This is a genomic window from Dyella sp. 2RAB6, from assembly GCF_052115385.1.
In the GTDB taxonomy this organism is placed as follows: Bacteria; Pseudomonadota; Gammaproteobacteria; order Xanthomonadales; family Rhodanobacteraceae; genus Dyella_D.
In genome coordinates, this window is the sequence record NZ_JBFRGP010000008.1 from 48,133 (window position 1) to 70,387 (window position 22,255).

Genomic DNA, 22,255 nt, shown 5'->3' on the forward strand with positions numbered 1-22,255 from the left:
GGCCGTTCGATGGAGCAGACGAGAGAGGCGCCGCATCGCGGCGCCTTTTTTGTTTGCGCGGGCCAGGGCCGTCATCGCGCCCAACAAAAAGGCGCCACCAGGGCGCCTTGCTGCGGATGCCTGGCCGGCGGCTCAGCGCCGGTGCCCGCGCTTGCTCGATGCCGCCTTGGTGCCGCCGCTCTTGCGCGCCTTGAGCTTGCCTTTCGCCGAGGACCTGGTGGTCGCCACCACCGGTGCATCGCTTTCCACCCCGGCCCAGTCCACGTGTTCCAGGCCCAGCATGCTGTCGAACACCATCGGCATCAGTCCGGACGGCATCGGGCTGGCGGAGTTCCACATGGTCACCACCCCCGTGCGGTACTTCGGGAAGAAGCCGATCATGGTGCGGTAACCCTCGACCGCACCGGCGTGGAAGATCAGCGTCTCGCCGCCGTACTGGAACACGCGCCAGCCGAGCGCATAGGAAGCATCGGTCAGGCGCTCGCGGCGCCACGGGGTGGAGCGCAGTTCCACCGGCGTGCTCACCTCCGGCGAGTGCAGCGTTTCCAGCAGCTTGGGCGGCAGCACGTCCGGGCGGCCGCCCATCTGCGCGATCAGCCACTGCTCCATGTCGCGCAGGCTGGCGTTGACGCCGGCGGCCGGGGCCACGCGGTAGTACGCCTCTTTCGGTTCGAACGGACGCCAGGTGCCGGCGCCGGCGGGGCGGTGCGGCCGCGCCCAGCTCGCGCTGTTCTCCAGCGCTTCGCGCCCGTAGCTGGCGGTCTTCATGCCGAGCGGGAAGAAGATGCGCTTGTCGACCTGGCGATAGAAGAAATCGCCGGTCATGCCATAGATGACGTCGCCGATCATGCTGAAGGCCACGTTCTGGTAGCCGTAGCACTGGCCGACGCCGCAGGTCATCTTCACTTCGTCGAGCCGGCGCACCAGCTCTTCGTAGGGCACGTCGCCTTCGAGCATGTTGTCGTAGGTGTTGCGCGGCAGGCCCAGGCGCTGGCCGAGGATGTCGCGCACGGTGGCCTTCTCGGCGGCCGCCGCGTCCTTCAGCTTGAAGAACGGCAGCACGTCGGCCAGCTTGGTGTCCCAGCTGAAGCGTCCGTCGTTGACCAGCACGCCGGCCACCGCGGTGGCGAACGCCTTGGACAGCGAGGCGAGGCGGAACACCGTTTCCGGCGTGATCGGCTCCTGCGTGCTGGCGTTGGCGTAGCCGATGGTGTGCTCGTAGGCCACCTTGTTGTCCACCACGATGGCGGTGGCCAGGCCGGCGACGGCGTGGCGCTCGTCGAGCTTCTGCAGCCAGTCCTGGTAGGCGGCCAGCGTGGCCTTGATCCGCTCGTCCGGCAGGTGCTGCGGCGCGGGATTCGCGCTCTGCATGGATACCTGCGGCTGGGTCGGCGGCGGCGTCACCTGCGTGGGCAGGACGGCCTGCGGCAAGGGAGCCTGAGGTGAGCTGGCCTGAGCCGGCGCGGACGCGGCTTCGGCGGGGAGCGGACTGCCGGCGAGGCCGAGCGCACCGGCGATCAACAGAAAGATATGGCGAAACTGCATGTTGCTCTGGCGTCGTATGGGCGCGCTGGGCGCCGTAAACGGGAAATACCTGGGCTCCCTGAGGCTATCGGCGGGATCCGTCCCGGTTTTAGACATTCCAATTGTCGTGTACTTCGTGCCGCTCTACAACGGATCGCGAGCCAGCTGCCATGGCCCCGGTCACGCGGCGGACGGGTGCGCAGACGGGCTCGACGATGGCCGTGCTCAGCTTTCGCCAAGCATCATCGCCGCGGCGCGCTCGGCCAGCATCAGGGTCGGCGTGTTGGTGTTGCCCGTGATGAGGCTGGGCATGACCGAGGCATCCACCACGCGCAGGCCCGGCAGGCCCCACACGCGCAGCTCGCTGTCCACTACCGCCTCGTGCTCGCGCCCCATGCGGCAGGTGCCCACCGGGTGATAAATGGTCTCCGCGCGGCGGCGGATGAAGTCCGCGTACTGCGCATCCGTGCGCAACTCCTGGGGCGGCTGCACCGGCGCGCCGCGGAACGCGTCGAACGGCGCCTGCGCCAGGATCTCGCGGGACAGCCGCGCGGCTTCGATCATCAGCTTCAGGTCGTGGCCTTCCGCATCGCCCAGGTAGTTGGCGTGGATGGCAATGGGCGCGGCCGGATCGACCGAACGCAAACGCAGGCGCCCACGGCTGCGCGGGTGCAGATAGCAGGCATGCACGGTGTAGCCGCGGCCGGGCAGGACGCGTGCGCCGTGGTCGTCCAGTTGCGCGGGGATGAAATGGAACTGGATGTCGCAGCGCGCGTCCGGCGCGAAACGGCTGCGCACGAAGCCGCCGGCCTCGGCGGCATTGGAGCTGCCGATGCCGTCGCGGTGCCGCGCATAGCGCCAGGCCACGGCCACGTCGTTGAGATGGTCGAAGGTGGCGCGGCTGGTGGTGCCGACCACGCTGCAGATATCCAGGTGATCCTGCAGATGGGCGCCAACGTGCGGCTGGTCCAGCGCCACCGGCACGCCGCGTTCGCGCAGATGATCCGCCGGGCCGACGCCGGACAGCATCAGCAATTGCGGCGTGTTGATCGCACCGGCGGCGAGGATCACCGCGCCGGCTTCGATGCGCTGGCCGCCGACCTGCACGCCCACTGCGCGGCCTTGTTCGATCAGCACGCGCTGTACCAGCACGCCGGTGCGCACTTCCAGGTTGGCGCGCTGCAGGGCGGGGCGCAGATACGCCGCCGCGGCCGAACAGCGCGCGCCGTCGCGCTGGGTGACCTGGTACAGGCCGAAGCCGTCCTGCCGTTCGCCGTTGAAGTCCGCGTTGCGCTCGAAGCCGGCGGCGACACCGGCTTCGACGAAGGCATCCGACAGCTCGCTGTGGAAGCGCAGGTCGGCCACGCCGAGCGGGCCGCCGCTGCCGTGCCAGGGGCCGGCGCCGCGCGCGTTGTCCTCGCCGCGCAGGAACCACGGCAGCACGGCGTCCCAGCGCCAGCGCTCGTCGCCGGTGGCTTGCGCCCAGGCGTCGTAGTCGGCGGCGACGCCGCGGATGTAGCACATGGCATTGATCGAACTGGAGCCGCCCAGCGTCTTGCCGCGCGGCCACCACAGGCGGCGGCCCAGCAATTGCGGCTCGGGTTCGGTGCGGTAGCCCCAGTTGATGCGATGGCTGCCGTAGAGGCGCGCCAGGCCGCGCTGGTCGCCGACCAGCTTGGCGATGCCGGCGGGCATGTGGATCAGTGGATTGAGATCGCGCGGCCCGGCTTCCAGCAGCAGCACGCGTTTGCCCGGCTGCGCGCTGAGCCGGTTGGCCAGCACGCAGCCGGCGGAACCGCCGCCGACGATGACGTAGTCGTAGTCCATGCGCTTGCCCATCTACGTCCCCATCCTTGTCCCCATCCCCTTGTCCCCATCCCCTTGTCCCAGGCCTGGCCGCCGCTGGCGCGTCATGGTCGCATGCTAGTCTGCGCGCGACCTACGCAGGATGTCCCCAGGTGAACTCACCTCGTCCTACCGAGACCGGGCAGGCCCGCGCTTCCGCGCTGTCCGCCCTGGCGTTCTTCTTCGTGATGGCGGGCTACTACATCATCCGGCCGGTGCGCGACCAGCTCGGCGGCGCGGTGGGGGCGCAGGCGCTGCCGCTGTTCTACGGCGCGGTGCTGCTGGTGATGCTGTTGCTCACGCCGCTGTTCGGCATCCTGGTGGCGCGCTTTCCGCGCAAGCAGCTGCTGAGCTGGAGCTACTGCTTCTTCGCGCTGTGCCTGCTCGCCTTCGTGCCGGCCTTCATGGCGCAGGACCGCATCGGCGCGCGCTCGCTGGGCATGGCGTTCTACGTGTTCGGCAGCGTATTCAACCTGTTCGTGGTGTCGCTGTTCTGGAGCTTCATGGCGGACATCTTCGACAGCGCCAGCGCGCGCAAGGTGTTCTCGCTGATCGCGCTGGGCGGCATGGCCGGCGCGGTCGCCGGCCCGGTCATCACCAAGCTGCTGGTGACGGCGATCGGCGTGGCGCCGTTGCTGGTGGTGTCCGCGGCGACCCTGCTGGTGGCGCTGGCGTTGCTGCTGTTGCTCTCCGGCAGCCAGCAGCGTGGACCCGGCGCGGACGAACCCTTGGGCGGCTCGATCTGGGCCGGCATCAGGGAGCTGTGGTCGCGACCTTTCCTGCGCTACATGGCGATCCTGATGCTGCTGGGCGATGGCATCGGCACGCTCGCCTATGCGCTGATGGCCGACTACACCAAGGCGCACATCGCCGACAAAGTGGCGCGCACTGCCTTCTACAACGACATCGACCTCTACACCAACGCCATCGGCGCGGTGCTGCAGCTCACCGTCACGCGCTGGCTGATGATGCGCCACGGCGCCGGCTGGGGCCTGGTGGTGCCGGCGCTGGTGAATCTGCTGCTGCTGCTGGGGCTGGCGCTGGTCGGCAGCGGCCAGATCGCGCTGTTCGGCTATGCGGTGCCGATGCTGGCGGTGACCATGGTCGGCTCGCGCGCCTTCGCCTACGGCATGACCAAGCCGGCGCAGGACGCGCTGTACACCCGCGTGCCGCGCGAGACGCGCTACAAGGGCAAGAACTTCGTGGAGACCGCGGTGTGGCGCTTCGGCGACGTGCTGGTCACCAGCGGCGTCAATCTGTTCGGCATGCTGGGCGTGACGCTGTCGGGCATGGCCTCGGCCGGCGTCGGCATCTCCGTGCTGGCGGCGTGGATCGCACGCCGCGCCGGGCACGCACCGGACCTGGCGCCGGAGGCGCCCGCAAAGTCCTGACAACCTTTCAAGAGTGAATCCTTCTCCCTTCGGGAGCACGCGGGGAGCGCACAGGGATGTGCGCGGCTTTGAGGAGCGAGGAAGGTGGCGGCAGCCGGATGAGGGTACGGCCGGAGCGGAGTACATCACTCTTGCGCTCCGCCCGAACCCTCACCCCAGCCCCTCTCCCGGTGGGAGAGGGGCTTCAATCAAGGCATCAGCGCCCGGCGATGTACTGCTCGAGGTGGTCGATCTGCTCGGCCTGTTCCTCGATCACCGCTTTGACCAGGTCGCCGATCGAGATCACGCCCATCACGCGGCTGTCGTGCACCACCGGCAGGTGGCGGATGCGGCTGTCGGTGCACAGGCGCATGCAGTATTCGACTTCCGTATCCGGGCCGACGGTGAGCGCCGGGCTGCTCATGATTTCGGCGACCGAAGTCTGTGCCGAGGAGCGGCCTTGCAGGATCACCTTGCGCGCGTAGTCGCGCTCGGAAACCATGCCGACCAGTTGTTCGCCGCGCATCACCAGCAGCGCGCCGACCTGGCGTTCGGCCATGTGCTTGATGGCGTCCAGCACGGTCGCGTCTTCCGCGATGCTGAAGACCTGGTGCCCCTTGCTGTCCAGCAGATGCTTGACCTGACGCATGCCTGGCCTCCGGAGTGAAGGTGGACGATCGCCGCATCAGTCTAGCGCCGTGGCGCCATGGAGGTGTAGCGCGGACGTGAATCCGTCCGGCGTTCAGCCGCTTCCGGCGCCGCGCCGCTCCTCGACGAAGTACAGCGGCCGCTGCTTGCTCTCCGCATAGTTGCGGCCCAGGTATTCGCCGATCACCCCCAGCGCCAGCAGCTGGATGCCGCCCAGGAACAGGATCACCAGCATCAGCGTCGGATAGCCGCGCACCGCATCGCCCCAGATCAGGGCCTTGGCCAGCACCCAGATGCCATAGGCGAAGGCCAGCAGCGACGCGCTGACGCCGATCCAGGTGGCCAGCCGCAGCGGCGCGGTGGAGAACGAGGTGATGCCTTCCACCGCCAGCTGGGTCAGCCGCCAGTAGTTCCATTTGGTCTGGCCGGCGTGGCGCGGGTCGCGCTCGTAGCGCACCGCGGTCTGGCGGTAGCCGATCCAGGCGAACAGGCCTTTCATGAAGCGCTGCCTTTCGCGCAGCTGGCGCAGCGCATCGAGGGCACGGCGCGAGAGCAGGCGGAAGTCGCCGGTGTCGCGCGGCACGGCGGTGTCGGACAGCTTTTCCATGGTCCGGTAGAACGCGGCCGAGGTGAACCGCTTGAAGCTGGTCTCGCCGGCGCGGGCGCTGCGGGTGGCGTAGACCACGTCGTAGCCTGCGCGCCATTGTTCGACCAGGGCGGGGATCAGCTCCGGCGGGTCCTGCAGGTCGGCGTCGATCACCACCACCGCGTCCGCATCGGCTTCGTCCAGGCCGGCGGTCATCGCCGCTTCCTTGCCGAAGTTGCGCGACAGCTTCAGGCCAGCGGCGCGCCGGTCTTGCCGGGTCAGGGCTTCGATGATCTCCCAGGTGCGGTCCGCGCTGCCGTCGTCCACGTACAGCACGCTGCTGTCGAACGGCAGCTGGTCGAGCACCTGCGCCAGGCGCTGGTGGAAGGTGTCGAGCACCGCGGCTTCGTTGTACGCGGGCACGATGACGGTCAGCTGCGGCATGCGCGGGTCCATGCGGGAATTGCGCGCATGCTAGCGGAGCGCTTCCGCGGCGGCGATGTTTTCAGCGCGTGCGGCGCACCTGCGCCGGCGCGTCGCCACGCAGATAGCCGGGGCCGCCGAGCTGGCCCATCTGCTGCTGGATCCAGGCGGCGCGGCCCAGCACATAGGGGCTGGGCTGGGCGACCTTGAAGCGGCGCGGACTGGGCAGCACCGCGGCCAGCCGCGCGGCCTGCGCCGGCGCCAGCTGTGCCGGTGGCGTGCGGAAGTAGGTGTCGCTGGCCGCGCCGACGCCGTACACGCCATCGCCCAGCTCCGCGATGTTCATGTAGACCTCGAGGATGCGCTGCTTCGGCCAGGTCGCCTCGATCAGCACGGTGAAATAAGCCTCCAGCCCCTTGCGCACGAAGCTGCGGCCGTTCCACAGGAACAGGTTCTTGGCGGTCTGCTGGCTGATCGTGCTGGCGCCGCGCAGGCGCTTGCCGTCCTCGGCGGCGTCCATCGCGTTCTGGATGGAATCGAAATCGAAGCCATGGTGGAACGGGAATTTCTGGTCCTCTCCGGCCACCATCGCCATCGGCACGTAGGGCGAGACCTCCGGCCAGGGCACCCAGCGGTAATGCAGGTGGAAATCCCGTTCGCCATGGATCAGTGCGCTCAGGCGCCGCTCCATCATCACCGCCGAGGTCCACGGCGGCACGAAGCGCAGCAGCAGCACCGCAAACAAGCTCAGGGCGAGCCAGGCGACCGCCAGGATGACGATCGGGCGCAGCAGGCGGATGAACAGGGAGCGGCTGGGCGGCATGGCCTTGAAGTCGGAAGGGCTGCGGTCGGAAGGGATGAGGTCAGCAGGGACGCGGCAGTATAAGAGGCTGCCCGGCGCCGCCAAGCCGGCCGCCGCGTCCGCTTGGCATACACTCGGGGCCGCTGCCAGGTCCCGGCCTGCCGGCTTGCATGGCCACCCGGCGCCCCCATCTCTGCGCGCTTGTCCTTAGAGGTTCGAATCCGTGGAAACCGTTCTTGTCGAAGACGTGCTGCACCGCTTCCTGCTCGAGCGCGCCGGCGTGCGCGGCGTGCTGGTGCGGCTGGGCGCCGCCTGGCGCGAAGTGGCCGGACGCGCGGACTACTCGCCCGCGCTGCGCACCCTGCTGGGCGAATCGCTGGCGGCCAGCGCGCTGTTGACGGGCAATATCAAGCTGCAGGGCAGCCTGTCGATTGAGCTGAAGAGCAGCGGTCCGTTGCGCCTGCTGTTCGCCGAATGCAGCGACCAGGGGCGCCTGCGCGGCCTGGCGCGCTCCGAAGGCGTGCTGCCCGCACCGCTGGAACTGGAAGCGCTGCCCGACGCGGTGATGGCCATCACCATCGGCCATGCCGAGCGCGGCCAGCGCTACCAGGGCCTGGTCGACCTGCGCCACGCGCAGCTCGGCGGCGCGCTGGAAGGCTATTTCACCCAGTCCGAGCAGTTGCCGGCGCGGATCCTGCTGGCCGCGGACGGCGAGCATGCGGTGGGCCTGATGCTGCAGCGCCTGCCCGGCGAAGGCGGCCGTGACGGCGTGCAGGACGAGGACGCCTGGCCGCGCATCGGCCACCTGGTCGACACGCTGGGCAAGCAAGAGATGCTGGCCACCGCGCCGGAGGAACTGCTGTACCGGCTGTTCCACGACGAATCCGTGCGCCTGTTCGATCCGCGCTCGCTGGCCTTCGGCTGCAGCTGCACGCGCGAGCGCGTGGAGTCGATGCTGCGCTCGCTGGGCCGGGCGGAAGTGGAAGCCGCGCTGGAAGCGCGCGAGGGCGAGATCGAGGTGACCTGCGAGTTCTGCGCGCAGCGCTACACCTTCGACCGCATCGATGCCGAGCACCTGCTCAGCCATTCGAGCGTGAGCGCGCCGGGCACCGCCCAGTAAGGAGCGCGTTTCAGGGCAGCGCGAAGTGGTATTCGCGCTGCAGCCACACGTCCGCCGCGTGCGGCGTGGCGAACAGGAAACCCTGGCCGTAGCGGCAGCCGACGCGCAGCAGCGCGTCGCGCTGGTTCTCCTGTTCGATGCCTTCGGCGATCACCTGCATCTGCAGCGAGTCGGCCAGCACCTGGATCGCGCGCACCACGGCCAGGCTGTGGCCGCCTTCGCGCGGCAGCTCGGTGATGAAGGAGCGGTCCACTTTCAGCGTGCTGATCGGGTACTGGTGCAGGTAGCTCAGCGAGGAGTAGCCGGTGCCGAAATCGTCCAGCGCGATGCCGACGTCGTGCGCGCGCAGGTTCTCCAGGATGCGCTTCACCTGCGAGGCGTTTTCCAGCAGCGCGCGCTCGGTGACTTCGATGCGCAGGCAGCGCGTGGGCAAGCCGTGCGAGGCCAGCAGGTCGAGCAGGCGCCGGTCCAGGTCCGGCGAGCGGAAGTGGCGGCCGGACACGTTGATGCTGACGAAGCCGTCGCTGCCGGTGAGCGCCTCGGCCTGTGCGCAGACCTGTTCGAAGATCTGCCAGTCGATGGTTTCCGAGCAGCCGCTTTCTTCTGCCACCGCGAGGAAATCGCTGGGCGTGAGCAGGCCGCGGTCCGGGTGGCGCCAGCGCAGCAGCGCCTCGTAGCCCACCGTGCGGCCGTCCTCCAGCGAGACGATCGGCTGGTAGAACGGCACGAATTCGTTGCGGCTCAGCGCGCGGCGCAGGTCGCCTTCCATTTCCAGCAGCGACAGCGCCTCGCGGCGCAGGCGATCGTCGAATACGGCAGCGCGGTGGCGGCCTTCGTCCTTGGCGCGGTACATGGCCGCGTCGGCATCGCGCAGCAGTTCTTCCGGGCGCTGGTAGTGCGGGCCGGGCAGGGCGATACCGATCGAGGCGGAGGTGAAGATCTCCTTGGCGCCCAGGCGGAACGGCGTCTGCAGCTCGGCGATGATGCGCTCGGCAATGACCAGCGCCATGCGGTAGTCGGTGATGCCTTCGGCCAGCACGGCGAATTCGTCGCCGCCCAGGCGCGCGACCACGTCGCGGGTCTTCAGGCAGGCGCGGATGCGGCCGCCGACCTGGAACAGCAGGTCGTCGCCGACCAGATGCCCGACCGAGTCGTTGATGACTTTGAAGCGATCCAAATCGATGAACAACACCGCGAACATGTCCTGCGGATTGCCGTGGTAGCGCTGCAGCGCCTGCTCCAGCCGCTGCAGCAGCAGGGTGCGGTTGGGCAGGCCGGTGAGCGAGTCGTGCAGGGTTTCGTACTTGAGGCGGCGCTCCACGCGCTCGCGCTCGGCGATCTGTTCGCGCAGGTCGCGGTTGGCCAGGGCCAGCGCGCGGGTGCGCTCGGTGACGCGGCGTTCCAGGCTGGCGTAGGCCTGCTTCAGCGATTCGGTGGTGTGCTTGCGCTGCAGCGCGTTGGCCACGTGGTAGCTGACGAAGGTGAGCAGCTCCTGGTCGCGCACGTCGTAGGTGTGCTCGGGGGAGTAGCTCTGCACCGCCAGCACGCCCATCGCGCGCTCGCCCCAGATCAGCGGCACGCCCAGCCAGCACACCGAGCGCGAGCCGTGGTGGCCGATCTCGCCCTGGCGGGCCAGGCGGTCGATGTCGTCCGGCGCGGCCAGCAGCGGCTTGCCGTGGCGCAGCACGTATTCGGTGAGGCCGCGGCCGTGCGAGCGCGGCAGGCGCACGGTGTCGAACTCGTCGACCGAATACGGGAAGGTGAGCTGGTTCGGCTCTTCGTCCAGCAGCGCGATATAGAAGTTGCGCGCGTACAGCAGGCCGCCGATCACGCGGTGCACGGCGGCGTAGAAGTTGTCCAGGCTTTCCGAAGCGTTGGCCAGCTCGGCGATGCGGAACAGCGCCGCCTGCAGGCGTTCGCCGCGCTGGCGCTGCAGCACCTGCTGGCGCAGCACGCGGTTGGCCTCGCGCAGCGCCGCGGTGCGGCTGGCCACGCGGCGTTCCAGTTCGGCGTGCGCTTCGCGGCGTTCCAGCGCGGTCTGCACGTGCTTGGCCACGTAGCTGAGCAGCTCGCGGTCGTGCTCGGTGTAGTGGGTGTCCTCGCGATAGCTCTGCACCACGATGCCGCCGACCACGCGCCCGTCGCGCTGCAGCGGCACGCCGAGCCAGTCCTCGCAGACCGGGCCGAGCAGCACGAACTGGCCGGCGAACTGGCGCGACAGTTCCTCCACTGAACCCATGATCGGCTGGCCGCCCTGCAGCAGGTTCCAGGTGAGGCTGTGGCGCATGTCCTGCAGCGGCACGCTCTGGTCGGGCAAGGGCGGGTCCTTGTCCATGGTGTCCACGTAGTACGGGAAGCGCACGCTGTCGGTGGCCGGGTCGTACAGCGCGATGTAGAAGTTCTCCGCATACATGAGGCTGCCGAGGATGCCGTGCAGCGCGTGCATCATCTCGGCCATGTTGTGTTCGGTGCTGGCCTGGTCGGCGATCGCGTACAGCGCGCGCTGCAGCCGCTCGGCCATGGCCAGGCGGGAGATCGCCTCGTACAGGCGCGAGGTCTCGGCGAGCTGGCGCAGGCGGGAGCCGGCCGTCCGGCCCAGCCAGGCGATCTCCTCGGCGTCCGCGGCCGGGACCGGCCCATCGGCCGCCAGGGCCAGCAGGCGCTGGGACTGCGGGTCTTCGGCCAGGGCCAGCTGGCCGGGCAGGAGCGGGTCCGACGGTGCTTCGAGCTGGCGCCAGAGCAGGGCGCCGCGTACCCCCAGGGTACGCAGGGTGGCCCCGCAGACCTCCATGACCCCGGCGGCATCGCTCGCCCGGAACAGGCCTTCCACGGCCGCATGCAAAGCCGCGGAGTGGGGCTCCGCAGACGGATACATCGGGGTGGAACTGGTGGGTAATGAACTCATCCGGCGCGGACCGGTCCCTGCTTAGGTCACATGCGCCTTTATATCGTCTCTGTTCAGCGTTGTCGCTGACGGGGCGGGCGACTCCGGCCGCTTTTCGACCTGATCGGACTCCAGGGTTTTTTGCGGGTCAGGTCACCCAATTACCAGGGCAAAAAGGCTGCAAGTAAAAGTTAAATTGTGGTAAGCTCCGTCCACCCGAGCCCTGGGGAGGGTGTGGGTTCCATCCACGTAGAGCCTTATTCGGTCGAACTTCATGCGTCGCCTGCTGTTGCCTATGCCATTTCTGCTAATGCCGCTCGCCGCGGCAGGGCAGTCGCTGGCCGGCGATACGCACGAACTGGCCAATCGCCTGCTCGCCCAGAAGCCCGACCAGGTGGTCCAGATCGGCCCCGACGCGGCCGTGCCGCTGTGGCGCAGCACCGATGGCCGCTGGCTGGCGCTGAAGGCCGATAGCGGCACGTTCGGCTCCGCCCAGCGCAATGACGGCCCGCTGCAGTTCACCGTGGTCGACGCCTCGCGCGCCGTATCCACCGACCTGACCTACGGCCTGAGCTCGAATCTGCAGGCGCACGTGGGGGTCAGCGAGCACACCTGGATCAACAACCGCGTGCCGCGCGTGATCGGCAGCGAGATCGGCGCCACCTACAGCAGCGGCCGCTACAGCGTCGGCCTCAGCCTGGGCGCCAACAGCACGCCGAACAATTCGGCGCTGCCGCGCCTGCTGCCTGGCGCCCCGGCCGGCGTCAACGGCCTGAATTCATTCGACAGCAGCGCGCAGCTCAATGCGCGCGGCCGCGTCGCGCTGGACAGCAAGAGCGGCATCGACCTGGGCGCCAGCGTGGGCCGTGTGCGCCTGCTGCCGGGCAACCTGCTCGGCGTGAACGCGCTGGACCAGAAGGCGCTGAGCTTCGGCGTCGACCGCGGCCCGCTCAGCGGCGGCGTGGTCGGCCGCGTGATGCAGCCGGCGCTGCCGGGTACCGGCTACAACAGCGACCGCCGCTGGAGCAGCATCGACCTGGGCGTGACCCTGCGCCTGCCCTGGCAGGGCGAGCTCAGCATCGGCGCGCAGAACGTGTGGTCGTCCGGCAATGCGGTGAATACGCCGGTGGGCCCGGAGCCGGACCAGTCGCGCACGCCTTACGTGCAGTACCACCAGGATCTCTAGGCTCCCGTCTTCCACGGAAGCCCGAACCCCATAAACGAAGAAGCCGTCGCCAGGCAGCGACGGCTTCTTCGTTTATGGCAGCGGCAAGCGTTCGCCTTCAATCCTGCTTGCGGATCTTCAGGTCGCCGCTGAAGGTCTCCAGCTTGATCTTCGCGCTGCCGCTGCCGGCGGTGGCATCGAGCTCCATGCCGGGGCCATGTTCCACCTTGCGCGGCGAGCCGAAGTCGCTGCGCAGGTCGCCGCTGAAGGTATTGGCGTGGATCTGCGCGGCGAGATTGCCCGGCAGCTGCACCTGTACGTCGCCGCTCATGCTGTCGACATTCATGTCGCCGCCGGCGGTCATGCCGCCGCCCACCTGCACGTCGCCGGAGACGGTGCTGAGGTTGAGCCGCTTCCACGGTCCGCCGTTCACGCGGATGCGGCCGGACACCGTCTGCAGCTCGGCCTCGCGTCCCACCGACGGGGCGAGGATGTCGCCGCTCACCGTCTGCAGGTCCACCTTGTCGGCATGGCCGGCCAGTTCGAGGCTGCCGCTGACGCTCTGCGCCTCCACCGAAGGCGAGCGCGCATTGATGCGCACCTTGCCGCTCACTGAGTTGATCTTGATGGTGCCGCCTTCGATGCCGTCGATGCTCGCCGGCGCGCTCACCACTTCCACTTCGAGCGAGGCCGACTTCGGCACGCGCACATCCAGCGTGGTGTTGCCCATCGAGGTGTCGCTGTTGAAGTTGAACCAGCCCGACTTGCCGGTCGATTCCACTTTCAGCTCCAGGTTGTCATTGTCGCCGTCGAATTCCAGCGGCTTGGCGCCTTCGCCGAGGCGGCCGGTGACCTGGACCTGGTTGCGGTCCCAGGCGGTGACGGTGACCGAGCCCTTTACGTTGCTGATCTGCAACTGCACGTTGGGCTTGGCGTCGTGGCTGATGTTGATCGGCGTGTCGGCATAAGCCTGGCCGATCGCCAGCGCCAGCAGGACAGGGAGATAGCGTGCGGTGGTTTTCATGATCGTGCTCCGGTGACTCAGCCTGCCTGTTGTTCCATCTGACGCAGTTGCGATTGGCGTTTGGCGGTGCGGTCCAGCAGACGCTGCAAGGCGGGGGAATGCGGCGCCTGCTGGATGGCCTGTTGCAATTCGACGCGCGCCGCATCCAGTTCCACCGCCGCGCCGGCGAGGCGCGGATCGGACGGTTTCCAGTTCACCGGCACCTGTGCCTGCAGTGCCGCGGGCGCTTCCGCCCGCCATTGATGATTGAGGGCGACCGCTAGCAGCGACAGTCCGGCGAAGCTCGCCGCGAGCAGCCAGGCGTGGCTGCGCCGGGCGCGCGGCGCCATGGCGGCAGCGGGACTGCCGGCATCGAGCTTCGCTTCGATATCCGCCCACAGGTCGCGTTGCGGGGACACCGGTTCGCGCAGGGCGCGCATCTGGCGATGCCATTCAAATTCGTTCATGACGCTTCTCCAAGAACTTTTCGCAGCAGTCCGCGTGCGCGGTGCAGTTGCGCTTTCGACGAGCCGACGGCCATGCCGAGCTCGGCGCTGATTTCCTCGTGCCGCCAACCTTCCACGTCGTGCAGGACCAGCACGGCGCGTGCGCGTGGCGGCAGTTTGCCGATCGCACGTTCCAGTTCGTCGCGCTCGGCGGCACAGAACGGGGTGGTGCCGCGATCGGGCAGGTCGTCGTCGTCCATCGTGCTGACCGGGTCCGATCCGCGCGAACGGATATCCATCAGCGCCACGTTCACCGCCAGGCGATACAGCCAGGTGCCGAACGCGCTTTCGTGGCGGAAGCCGGCGAGTTTCTGCCAGGCGCGCACGAAGGCGTCCTGGGTCAGATCCTCGGCGCGTGCGTGGTCGTAGCCGGCCAGGCGGTAGACGGCACCGTAGACGCGATCGGCGTGCCGGCGATACAGCCGCTGGAAGGCCACCCGGTCGCCGTCCGCGGCAGCGCGCACATCGGCGACGTCGTCGTCGGGCGCTGCGGCGGTGGCAGGCGGCATGGGGTTTCCGGTGGCGGCGCAGGCGCTGATCATCTTGCCAGCTTGGATGCGCGGTTGCGCGGCAAGGTTTAGAGGAGGGCGCTCATGCGCCATCAGTCATGCATTCATGAGTCATGGGCCATACGTACGCGATGCGGCGGCCTGGCCTTGCGCCACGGCCGCCGCAGGCGGTCAGGAAGCGACCGCCGAGACCCGCGGCCCGCCAGCGAGTGCGCTGGCGACGCGCTGCAGTTCGTCGTGCAGGCGCTGCGGCATGCGCTGGCCGAACTCGCGCAGGTAATCGCCGATGGCGGCCGCTTCGGCCTGCCAGCCGGCCTGGTCGACGTGCAGCAATTCGTCCAGCGCGGCGCCGTCCAGCGCCAGGCCGTCGGTGCGCAGTTCGCCCTGCGCCGGCAGCGTGCCGATCGGGGTGTCGACGCCGGCAGCCTTGCCCTCGACGCGGGCGATCATCCACTCCAGCACGCGCAGGTTGTCGCCGAAGCCCGGCCACAGGAACTTGCCGTCCTTGCCTTTGCGGAACCAGTTGACGTGGAAGATCTTCGGCAACTGCGCGCCCGGCTGGTCGAACGACAGCCAATGCTGGAAATAATCGCCGTAGTGATAACCGCAGAACGGCTTCATCGCCATCGAGTCGCGGCGCAGCACACCCACCGCACCGGTGGCCGCCGCGGTGGTTTCCGAACCCATCGCGCCGCCGACCAGCACACCGTGCGCCCAATCGCGCGCCTCGAACACCAGTGGCACCAGCGACGGCCGGCGGCCGCCGAACACGATCGCGCTGATCGGCACGCCCTGCGCGTCCTCGGCCTTGGGCGACCAGGTCGGGCACTGCTTCGCGCTGACCGTGAAGCGGGCATTCGGATGCGCGGCCGGACCGTTGGCCGGGTCATACGCGCGGCCCTGCCAGTCCAGCGCCGGCTCGCCCGGCAGGCCTTCCCACCAGGGCTGGTTGTCGGCGGTGACCGCGACATTGGTAAAGATGGTGTCGCGCGCGATGCTGGCCAGCGCATTCGGATTGCTGCCCGCGCTGGTGCCCGGCGCCACGCCGAAGAAGCCGGCCTCGGGATTGATCGCGTACAGGCGGCCGTCCGCGCCGGGGCGCATCCAGCAGATGTCGTCGCCCACGGTCCACACCTTCCAGCCGTCGCGGCGATAGCCGTCCGGCGGAATCAGCATGGCCAGGTTGGTCTTGCCGCAGGCCGAGGGGAACGCCGCGGCGACGTAGTGGGTCTGCCCCTGCGGATTCTCGATGCCCACGATCAGCATGTGCTCGGCCAGCCAGCCCTCGGACCGGGCCTGCCAGCTGGCGATGCGCAGCGCATGGCACTTCTTGCCCAGCAGTGCGTTGCCGCCGTAGCCGGAACCGTAGGACTTGATGCTCAGGTCCTCGGGGAAATGCATGATGAAGCGGCGTTCCGGATCCAGCTCGCCGATGGAGTGCAGCCCCTTCACGAACGAGTCGTTTGAGAGCAGCCCCTCGCGCTCGATGCGCGCCAGCGCCGCGGCGCCCATGCGCGTCATGGTGCGCATGTTGGCGACCACGTAGGGGCTGTCGGTGATTTCCACGCCGCAGCGGGCCAGCGGCGAATCGATCGGGCCCATGCAGTACGGGATCACGTACAGGGTGCGGCCTTCCATGCAGTCGGCGAACAGGCCGTCCATCTTGGCGTGCGCCTCGGCCGGGTCCATCCAGTGGTTGTTCGGGCCGGCGTCCTCGTGTTCCTTCGTGCAGACGAAGGTGAGGTGCTCGACGCGGGCCACGTCCGAAGGGCTCGAACGGTGCAGGTAGCAGCCCGGGTGGGTCTGCTGGTTCAGTTCGACCAGGTCGCCGGTCTGCAGCATCTGCTGCACCAGGGCCTGGTATTCGGCGTCAGAGCCATCGCACCAATGGATGCGGGTGGGGCGGGTCAGCGCCGCCACCTCGTCGACCCAGCGCTGCAGCGCCGCCAGCTTGCTCGCCATGCGTTCCTCACTCTGGTCTTAGAACAAAAAAGAGCAGAAACGGTAGTTTGCGTGTACTGGCATTGCAAGGCGGAGTGCAGCAAAGCGGCCCTGGAATGCCGCCAAGCCGCTGATGCGGCTGGCCTTTCAGGCCGGCGTGAGCGTCTTGATCATGTGCTCGACGTAGGCATCGAAGTCTTCATGGCTGATGCGCGGTAGACCCAGCGTGAAGTTGAGCTGCAGGAAGCCCACATAAGCCGCATAAGTAAGGCGTGCGCGGTTCAGTGCCTCGGCCGGGACCAGGCCGGCTTCGCGGTAGATGCTGGTGAGGAATTCCAGGCGCCGCTGCGATACGCGGGCCATCACCGGCACCACCTGGGGGTGGTCCAGCGCCTTGAGCAGGGCGGCGTAGACGCGGTGCGGCGCGATTTCGTGGGCGACCCGGCGGAACAGTTCCGGCAGGCGGGCGCGCGGGTCGGGCATGGCCTCGATCTGGCTGATCACCTCGCGCTCGCCGTATTGCTCCCAGCGTTCCAGCGACGCCTGCAGCAAGGCCTCGCGGGTACGGAAGTGCCAGTAGAAGCTGCCCTTGGTCACCCCGAGCTGGCGGGCCAGGGCCTCGACCGCGAGGGCGCCGACACCCTGCTCGGCAATCAGCTTGAGAGCGGCATCTTCCCAATCTTCGGCGGAAAGACGGGTTCGTTCGGGTTTGGCGCTTGCATTCATTCGAGCATGGTAGCCCCAGTCCTAGGCTTTGCAATCCGAACGGACATGGTTGACGGCGGCTCGGACGGCAATCCATACTCGTCCGTATGGTTACCATTGCGCCCGTTGCCGCTTCGTCTTCCCGCTACGCCGCCGCCGATGGCGTGGGCCTGGCGGTGGATGTACGCCAGCCCGAAGGCCGGCCGACCTTGCTGTTCGCCCATGGCTTCGGCCAGACCCGCCACGCCTGGACCGCCACCGCCGCGGCCCTGGCCGGCGAGGGCTTCCGTTGCGTCACGTTCGACAGCCGCGGCCATGGCGAAAGCGAGCGCGTGCCCGACGGCGACTACCACATGGAACAGTTCGTCGCCGACCTGGTCGGGCTCGCCCGCGCGCAGCCGGAGCCGCCGGTGCTGGTCGGCGCCTCGATGGGCGGCCTGCTCGGCCTGGTGGTGGCCGGCGAGATCGATCCCACGCTGTTCCGCGCCCTGGTGCTGGTGGATATCACGCCGCGCTGGGAGACCGCCGGCGTCGAACGCATCCTCGCCTTCATGCAGGCGCATCCGGACGGCTTTGCCGATTACGCCGAAGCGGCCGAACAGATCGCCGCCTACCTGCCGCACCGCGCCGGCCGCAAAAGCGAAGACCAGCTGCGCCCGCTGCTGCGCGAAGGCGCCGACGGCCGCCTGCGCTGGCATTGGGACCCGGCCCTGCTCGGTGGCGACCTGGTGCGCGAGAGCGTGCGCTACCAGCCGCGCCTGATGAGCGCCGCCGCCCATGTGCGCGTGCCCATGCTGCTGCTCTCGGGCGGGCGCAGCGACGTGGTCTCGCGCGACACGGTCGACGAATTCCTGCGCCTGTCGCCGCATGCCGAGCACGTGGAACTGCCGCGTGCCACGCATATGGTGGCGGGCGACGCCAACGACGCTTTCACCCGTGAGATCGCACGATTCCTGCGCACTCTGGACGGTGAAGCCACGCATTGAATGCCGCACGGATGCGCAACTGAACGAGTAATGCCCATGCCTGTCCATCGCAACAACGCCATTCGCGACGAGGTGCTTTCATGTCCGTGATCCTCACCCTGCTGGCGGCCCTCATCGCCACCGGCGCCTGTGCCTACCATCGCAGCAGCCTGCGGAGCTGGGCGATCGTCACCGTCGGCGCCACCGTGGTGGTCGGCCTGATCGCCGGCGTGCCGGTCACCACCGTGGTGCTGGTGGTGCTCGAATTGCTGGTGGCGGTGCCGCTGCTGATGCTGGACTTCCGCCGCAAGCAGATCAGCGCTCCGCTGCTGAAGCTGTTCGCCAAGGTCACGCCGAAGCTGTCGGAGACCGAGCAGACCGCGCTGGAAGCCGGCACCGTCGGCTTCGAAGGCCAGCTGTTCTCCGGCAAGCCGGACTGGCACGAGCTGATGAAGCAGCCGAAGCCCGAACTGAGCACCGAGGAACAGGCCTATATGGACGGCCCGGTGGAGCAGCTCTGCGGCATGCTCAACGACTGGCAGATCACTCACGAGCTGGCCGACCTGCCGCCGGAAGTCTGGGCCTTCATCAAGAAGCACAAGTTCTTCGGCATGATCATTCCGAAGCAGTACGGCGGCCTGGGCTTCTCCGCGCTGGCGCATTCGGCCGTGCTGCAGAAGCTGGCGACGATGTCGGCCACCGTCGCTTCCACCGTCGCGGTGCCCAACTCGCTCGGCCCGGCCGAGTTGCTGCTGCACTACGGCAGCGACGAGCAGAAGAACTACTATCTGCCGCGCCTGGCGGTGGGCGAGGAAATTCCCTGCTTCGCGCTGACCGGTCCGTACGCCGGCTCCGACGCCACCTCGATCACCGACTTCGGCATCGTGTGCAAGCAGACGGTCGACGGTGTCGAGACGCTCGGCATCCGCCTCACCTTCGACAAGCGCTACATCACGCTGGCGCCGATCGCCACCGTGGTCGGCCTGGCCTTCCGCATGTACGACCCGGAAAAGCTGCTGGGCGACAAGGAAGATCTCGGCATCACCCTGGCGCTGATCCCGCGCTCGACCCACGGCCTGGAAATCGGCCGCCGCCACTTCCCGCTCAACGTCCCGTTCCAGAACGGCCCGGTGCATGGCAAGGACATCTTCGTGCCGATGTCGGTACTGATCGGCGGCCCGAACATGGCCGGCCACGGCTGGCGCATGCTGGTCGAATGCCTGTCGGTGGGCCGCGCGATCTCGCTGCCGTCCAATGCCACCGGCGGCGTGCGTTCCGCGGTCGCCGCGACCGGCGCCTATGCACGCATGCGCAAGCAGTTCGGCCTGTCGATCGCACGTTTTGAAGGCGTGGAAGAAGCGCTGGCCCGCATCGGCGGCCTGACCTACGCCACCGCGGCGCTGTCGCGCGCCACGGCAGCGGCGGTGGACCGCGGCGAGAAGCCGGCGGTGCCTTCGGCGATCGCCAAGTATCACGCCACCGAATGGGGCCGCATCATCGCCGGCGACGCCATGGACGTGCATGGCGGCAAGGCGGTGCAGCTCGGCCCGAAGAACTACGCCGGCCGCGCCTGGCAGGGTGTGCCGATCGCCATCACGGTGGAAGGCGCCAACATCATGACGCGCAGCCTGATGATCTTCGGCCAGGGCGCGATCCGCTGCCACCCGTACGTGCTGAAGGAAATGCAGGCGCTGTCGATCGCCGACTACGGCGACCGCCTGAAGACCTTCGACCGCCTGCTGTTCAGCCATCTCGGCTTCGGCATCTCCAATGCGGTGCGCGCTTTCACCTTCGGCATCACCGGTTCGCGCATCGGCGAAACCGCGGGCGACGCCTACACCCGCCGCTACTACCGCAAGCTCGACCGCTACTCGGCCGCGCTGGCGCTGTGCGCGGACACCTTCATGGGCGTGCTCGGCGGCAAGCTGAAGTTCAAGGAAAAGCTGTCGGCGCGCCTGGGCGACGTGCTGAGCTATCTCTACATCGCCAGCGCCATGCTCAAGCGCTACGAGGACACCGGCCGTCCGGAAGCGGACCGTCCGCTGCTGGCCTGGGCCTTCCACGAGTGCATGTGGCGCATCCAGATGGCGCTCGACGGCGCGATCCGCAACTTCCCGGTGCGCCCGGTGGCGTGGCTGCTGCGCGTGCTGGTGTTCCCGTTCGGCCGCCGCGAAGTGCCGCCGTCCGATCGCCTGGGCCGCCGCGTTGCCGCGATCATCACCGCGCCGGGCGAAGCGCGCGACCGCCTGCTGGAGTGGGTGTATCTCACCCCGACCGCCAACAACACGGTCGGCCGCATGAACGAGCTGCTGCCCGACGTGATCGCCGCCGAGCCGGTGGAGCGCAAGTTCCTCAAGGCGCAGAAGGCCGGCCAGTTCAAGTCGCACGATTACTTCGGCCAGCTCGCCGAAGCGGAGAAGGCCGGCGTGATCGACAGCGCCGAGGCCGCCCTGCTCAAGCGCGTGCGCGAGGGCGTGTTCGAGTTCATCTCGGTGGACGATTTCGATCCGTCGGAGCTGGGCGCGGCCAAGCCCAAGGAAGAACCGAAGAAGCTGGCTGACGCGGCGTAGGTTGGGGTGAGCAAAGCGAACCCCAACGAAGGCTTCCGGTTATCGCAGCGTCAATCGCGGTAACCGGTGGATTGGGTACCGGTTGCGTGAGAGGTTCGTTGGGGTTCGTGTTGCGCTCACCCCAACCTACGGCGCCATCACGCAGCGGTTCTTGCCGTCTTCCTTGGCCTTGTACAGCGCGCGGTCCGCGGCCTGGATCAGGTCCTCGTCGCTGCGCCCGTCGCCGCCGCCCAGCGCGATGCCCTGGCTGGCGCTGACCTGCGCGATGAACGGGCCGCGGCGGCCTTCGAGCGGGTAGGGCGCAGCCAGTTCGCCGCCCAGCTCCTGGCAGCGGTGCAGCAGTCCGCTGGCATCGGCCACGTCTTCCAGGATCAGCGCGAACTCGTCGCCGCCCAGGCGCGCCACGGTGTCGTTGGCGCGCAGCGCGGTATGCAGGCGCCCGGCGATGGCACGCAGCAGGGCGTCACCGGCCGGATGCCCGTGGTCGTCGTTGATGCCCTTGAAACCGTCGATATCCAGCAGCACCAGCGCGAACGCGATGCCGTGGCGCGGCGCGCGCTGCATCGCGGTGCGCAGGCGGTCGTGGAACAGCACGCGATTGGGCAGGCCGGTAAGCATGTCGTGGGTGGCCTGGTGGCGGATCTGCGCTTCCACCCGCTCGCGCTCGGCTATCTCGATACCGAGCTGGCGATTGCGTTCCGATAGCTGGGCCAGGGTGGCGCGCAGCTGCGCGCGTGCCTCGTACAGCTCCAGGAATACGCGCACCTTCGATTGCAGGATCGCGTCGTTCACCGGCTTGGCGATGTAGTCCACCGCGCCGAAGCGATAGCCCTTGAGCCGGTGGATGTCGTCGGCATAAGCCGCGGTGACGAAGATGATCGGCGTCTCGTGCAGCTGGCCGGATTCGCCCAGCAGCGAGGCCACCTCGAAGCCGTCCATGTCCGGCATGTTCACGTCCAGCAGGATCAGCGCGAACTCATGGTCCAGGCACATCGCCAGCGCCTGGTTGCCGCTGCTTGCCTCCAGCAGCTCGGCGCCGCAATCGGCCAGCAGCCGCCGCATCGCCACCAGGTTGGCGTGGGTGTCGTCGACGACGAGGATCTTGGGGCGGACGGTATTCATGCGAGACAGAGCCGGTTGAGCAGCGCGGGAATGTCCGCGAGGGGCAGGCAGTGGTCGGCGCCGGCGCGCTCCAGCGCGGCCTGCGGCATGGCGGGGCTGTCCGCATCGCCGGGCGCCTGCACGATGGCGAGGCCGCCTTGCGCGCGGATCGTCGCCAAGCCTTCGGCGCCATCGCTGTTGGCGCCGGTCAGCACCACGCCGATCAGGCGTTCGCGATAAGCCTCGGCGGCCGAGTCGAAGAGTACGTCGATCGATGGGCGCGCGTAGCTCACGCGCGGGTCCACGCTGAGCGCGAAGCGGCGGTCATGCTCCAGCAGCAGGTGATAGCCGCTCGGTGCCACGTGCACCGTGCCGGGCTGCGGCAACTCGCGCTCGCGCGCTTCGGTCACCGGCAGGCGGGTATGCCGCGCCAGCAGTTCGCACATCAGTTCGACCGTGGACGAGCCGGTATGGCAACACACCAGCAGCGGCTGCGGCAGGCGCGGATCCAGTTGCGCCAGCAAGCGCTCCAGCGCGGTGAGGCCGCCAGCCGAGCATCCGATCGCGATGGCTTCGGGCGCGGCCATG

Annotated in this window: 18 protein-coding genes; 5 read left to right on the forward strand and 13 right to left on the reverse strand. The window is 68.6% G+C overall.

Annotated elements, in window-relative coordinates:
- Window positions 1-132 precede the first annotated feature (132 nt).
- Together AB4083_RS13565 and AB4083_RS13570 are read right to left on the reverse strand one after the other, a co-directional pair.
- Entirely contained in the window at window positions 133-1,545 is a 1,413-nt protein-coding gene (locus AB4083_RS13565; RefSeq protein WP_441608472.1) for a serine hydrolase domain-containing protein, read from the reverse strand.
- A gap of 204 nt (window positions 1,546-1,749) precedes the next feature.
- Window positions 1,750-3,351 (reverse strand): GMC family oxidoreductase, encoded by a 1,602-nt coding sequence (locus AB4083_RS13570; protein WP_441608662.1) that lies wholly within the window; start codon window positions 3,349-3,351, stop codon window positions 1,750-1,752.
- Window positions 3,352-3,482: 131 nt separating this feature from the next.
- Here AB4083_RS13570 and AB4083_RS13575 point away from each other — a divergent pair, with 131 nt between their 5' ends.
- Window positions 3,483-4,760, forward strand: a complete 1,278-nt coding sequence (locus AB4083_RS13575) for an NTP/NDP exchange transporter (RefSeq protein WP_441608473.1) — start codon at window positions 3,483-3,485, stop codon at window positions 4,758-4,760.
- Between the two features lie 196 nt (window positions 4,761-4,956).
- Here AB4083_RS13575 and AB4083_RS13580 read toward each other — a convergent pair whose 3' ends face one another.
- From AB4083_RS13580 to mtgA, 3 genes are all read right to left on the reverse strand, one after another.
- Window positions 4,957-5,388 carry a CBS domain-containing protein gene (locus AB4083_RS13580; RefSeq protein WP_167257047.1) on the reverse strand — a complete coding sequence of 144 codons (432 nt, stop codon included), beginning with the start codon at window positions 5,386-5,388 and terminating at the stop codon, window positions 4,957-4,959.
- 93 nt (window positions 5,389-5,481) lie between these two features.
- Window positions 5,482-6,417: a glycosyltransferase family 2 protein gene (locus AB4083_RS13585; protein ID WP_441608475.1), complete on the reverse strand. Its 936-nt coding sequence runs from the start codon at window positions 6,415-6,417 to the stop codon at window positions 5,482-5,484.
- Window positions 6,418-6,478: 61 nt separating this feature from the next.
- A complete protein-coding gene (gene mtgA, locus AB4083_RS13590; protein WP_441608477.1) occupies window positions 6,479-7,219 on the reverse strand; it encodes a monofunctional biosynthetic peptidoglycan transglycosylase in 741 nt (246 codons plus the stop codon).
- A 202-nt stretch (window positions 7,220-7,421) separates the two neighbouring features.
- Between mtgA and hslO the strand changes: the two genes are divergently transcribed.
- Window positions 7,422-8,318, forward strand: a complete 897-nt coding sequence (gene hslO / locus AB4083_RS13595; RefSeq protein WP_441608478.1) for an Hsp33 family molecular chaperone HslO — start codon at window positions 7,422-7,424, stop codon at window positions 8,316-8,318.
- A gap of 10 nt (window positions 8,319-8,328) precedes the next feature.
- Here the strand turns inward: hslO and AB4083_RS13600 are convergent, their stop codons facing one another.
- Entirely contained in the window at window positions 8,329-11,223 is a 2,895-nt protein-coding gene (locus tag AB4083_RS13600; protein ID WP_441608480.1) for an EAL domain-containing protein, read from the reverse strand.
- A 274-nt stretch (window positions 11,224-11,497) separates the two neighbouring features.
- Between AB4083_RS13600 and AB4083_RS13605 the strand changes: the two genes are divergently transcribed.
- A complete protein-coding gene (locus AB4083_RS13605) occupies window positions 11,498-12,388 on the forward strand; it encodes a hypothetical protein (RefSeq protein WP_441608482.1) in 891 nt (296 codons plus the stop codon).
- 97 nt (window positions 12,389-12,485) lie between these two features.
- Here the strand turns inward: AB4083_RS13605 and AB4083_RS13610 are convergent, their stop codons facing one another.
- From AB4083_RS13610 to AB4083_RS13630, 5 genes are all read right to left on the reverse strand, one after another.
- The gene (locus tag AB4083_RS13610) at window positions 12,486-13,391 is read right to left on the reverse strand and encodes a DUF4097 family beta strand repeat-containing protein (protein WP_441608484.1); all 906 of its coding nucleotides are present in this window, start codon (window positions 13,389-13,391) and stop codon (window positions 12,486-12,488) included.
- A 17-nt stretch (window positions 13,392-13,408) separates the two neighbouring features.
- Window positions 13,409-13,837 carry a hypothetical protein gene (locus tag AB4083_RS13615; protein WP_441608486.1) on the reverse strand — a complete coding sequence of 143 codons (429 nt, stop codon included), beginning with the start codon at window positions 13,835-13,837 and terminating at the stop codon, window positions 13,409-13,411.
- Window positions 13,834-14,385: an RNA polymerase sigma factor gene (locus AB4083_RS13620; RefSeq protein WP_441608488.1), complete on the reverse strand. Its 552-nt coding sequence runs from the start codon at window positions 14,383-14,385 to the stop codon at window positions 13,834-13,836. The genes AB4083_RS13615 and AB4083_RS13620 overlap by 4 nt, the downstream gene beginning before the upstream one ends.
- A 171-nt stretch (window positions 14,386-14,556) precedes the next feature.
- Window positions 14,557-16,347, reverse strand: coding sequence for a phosphoenolpyruvate carboxykinase (GTP) (locus AB4083_RS13625; protein WP_441608489.1), 1,791 nt, complete (start codon window positions 16,345-16,347; stop codon window positions 14,557-14,559).
- 126 nt (window positions 16,348-16,473) lie between these two features.
- A complete protein-coding gene (locus AB4083_RS13630; protein WP_441608490.1) occupies window positions 16,474-17,052 on the reverse strand; it encodes a TetR/AcrR family transcriptional regulator in 579 nt (192 codons plus the stop codon).
- A gap of 86 nt (window positions 17,053-17,138) precedes the next feature.
- Here AB4083_RS13630 and AB4083_RS13635 point away from each other — a divergent pair, with 86 nt between their 5' ends.
- Window positions 17,139-18,017 carry an alpha/beta fold hydrolase gene (locus AB4083_RS13635; protein ID WP_441608492.1) on the forward strand — a complete coding sequence of 293 codons (879 nt, stop codon included), beginning with the start codon at window positions 17,139-17,141 and terminating at the stop codon, window positions 18,015-18,017.
- 80 nt (window positions 18,018-18,097) lie between these two features.
- Window positions 18,098-20,566, forward strand: coding sequence for an acyl-CoA dehydrogenase (locus AB4083_RS13640; RefSeq protein WP_441608494.1), 2,469 nt, complete (start codon window positions 18,098-18,100; stop codon window positions 20,564-20,566).
- Between the two features lie 126 nt (window positions 20,567-20,692).
- Here the strand turns inward: AB4083_RS13640 and AB4083_RS13645 are convergent, their stop codons facing one another.
- Both AB4083_RS13645 and AB4083_RS13650 read right to left on the reverse strand, forming a co-directional pair.
- Window positions 20,693-21,688, reverse strand: coding sequence for a diguanylate cyclase domain-containing protein (locus AB4083_RS13645; RefSeq protein ID WP_441608496.1), 996 nt, complete (start codon window positions 21,686-21,688; stop codon window positions 20,693-20,695).
- Complete coding sequence (locus AB4083_RS13650) at window positions 21,685-22,254, reverse strand: chemotaxis protein CheB (protein ID WP_441608498.1); 570 nt, start codon at window positions 22,252-22,254, stop codon at window positions 21,685-21,687. The genes AB4083_RS13645 and AB4083_RS13650 overlap by 4 nt, the downstream gene beginning before the upstream one ends.
- Between the last annotated feature and the right edge of the window lies 1 nt (window position 22,255).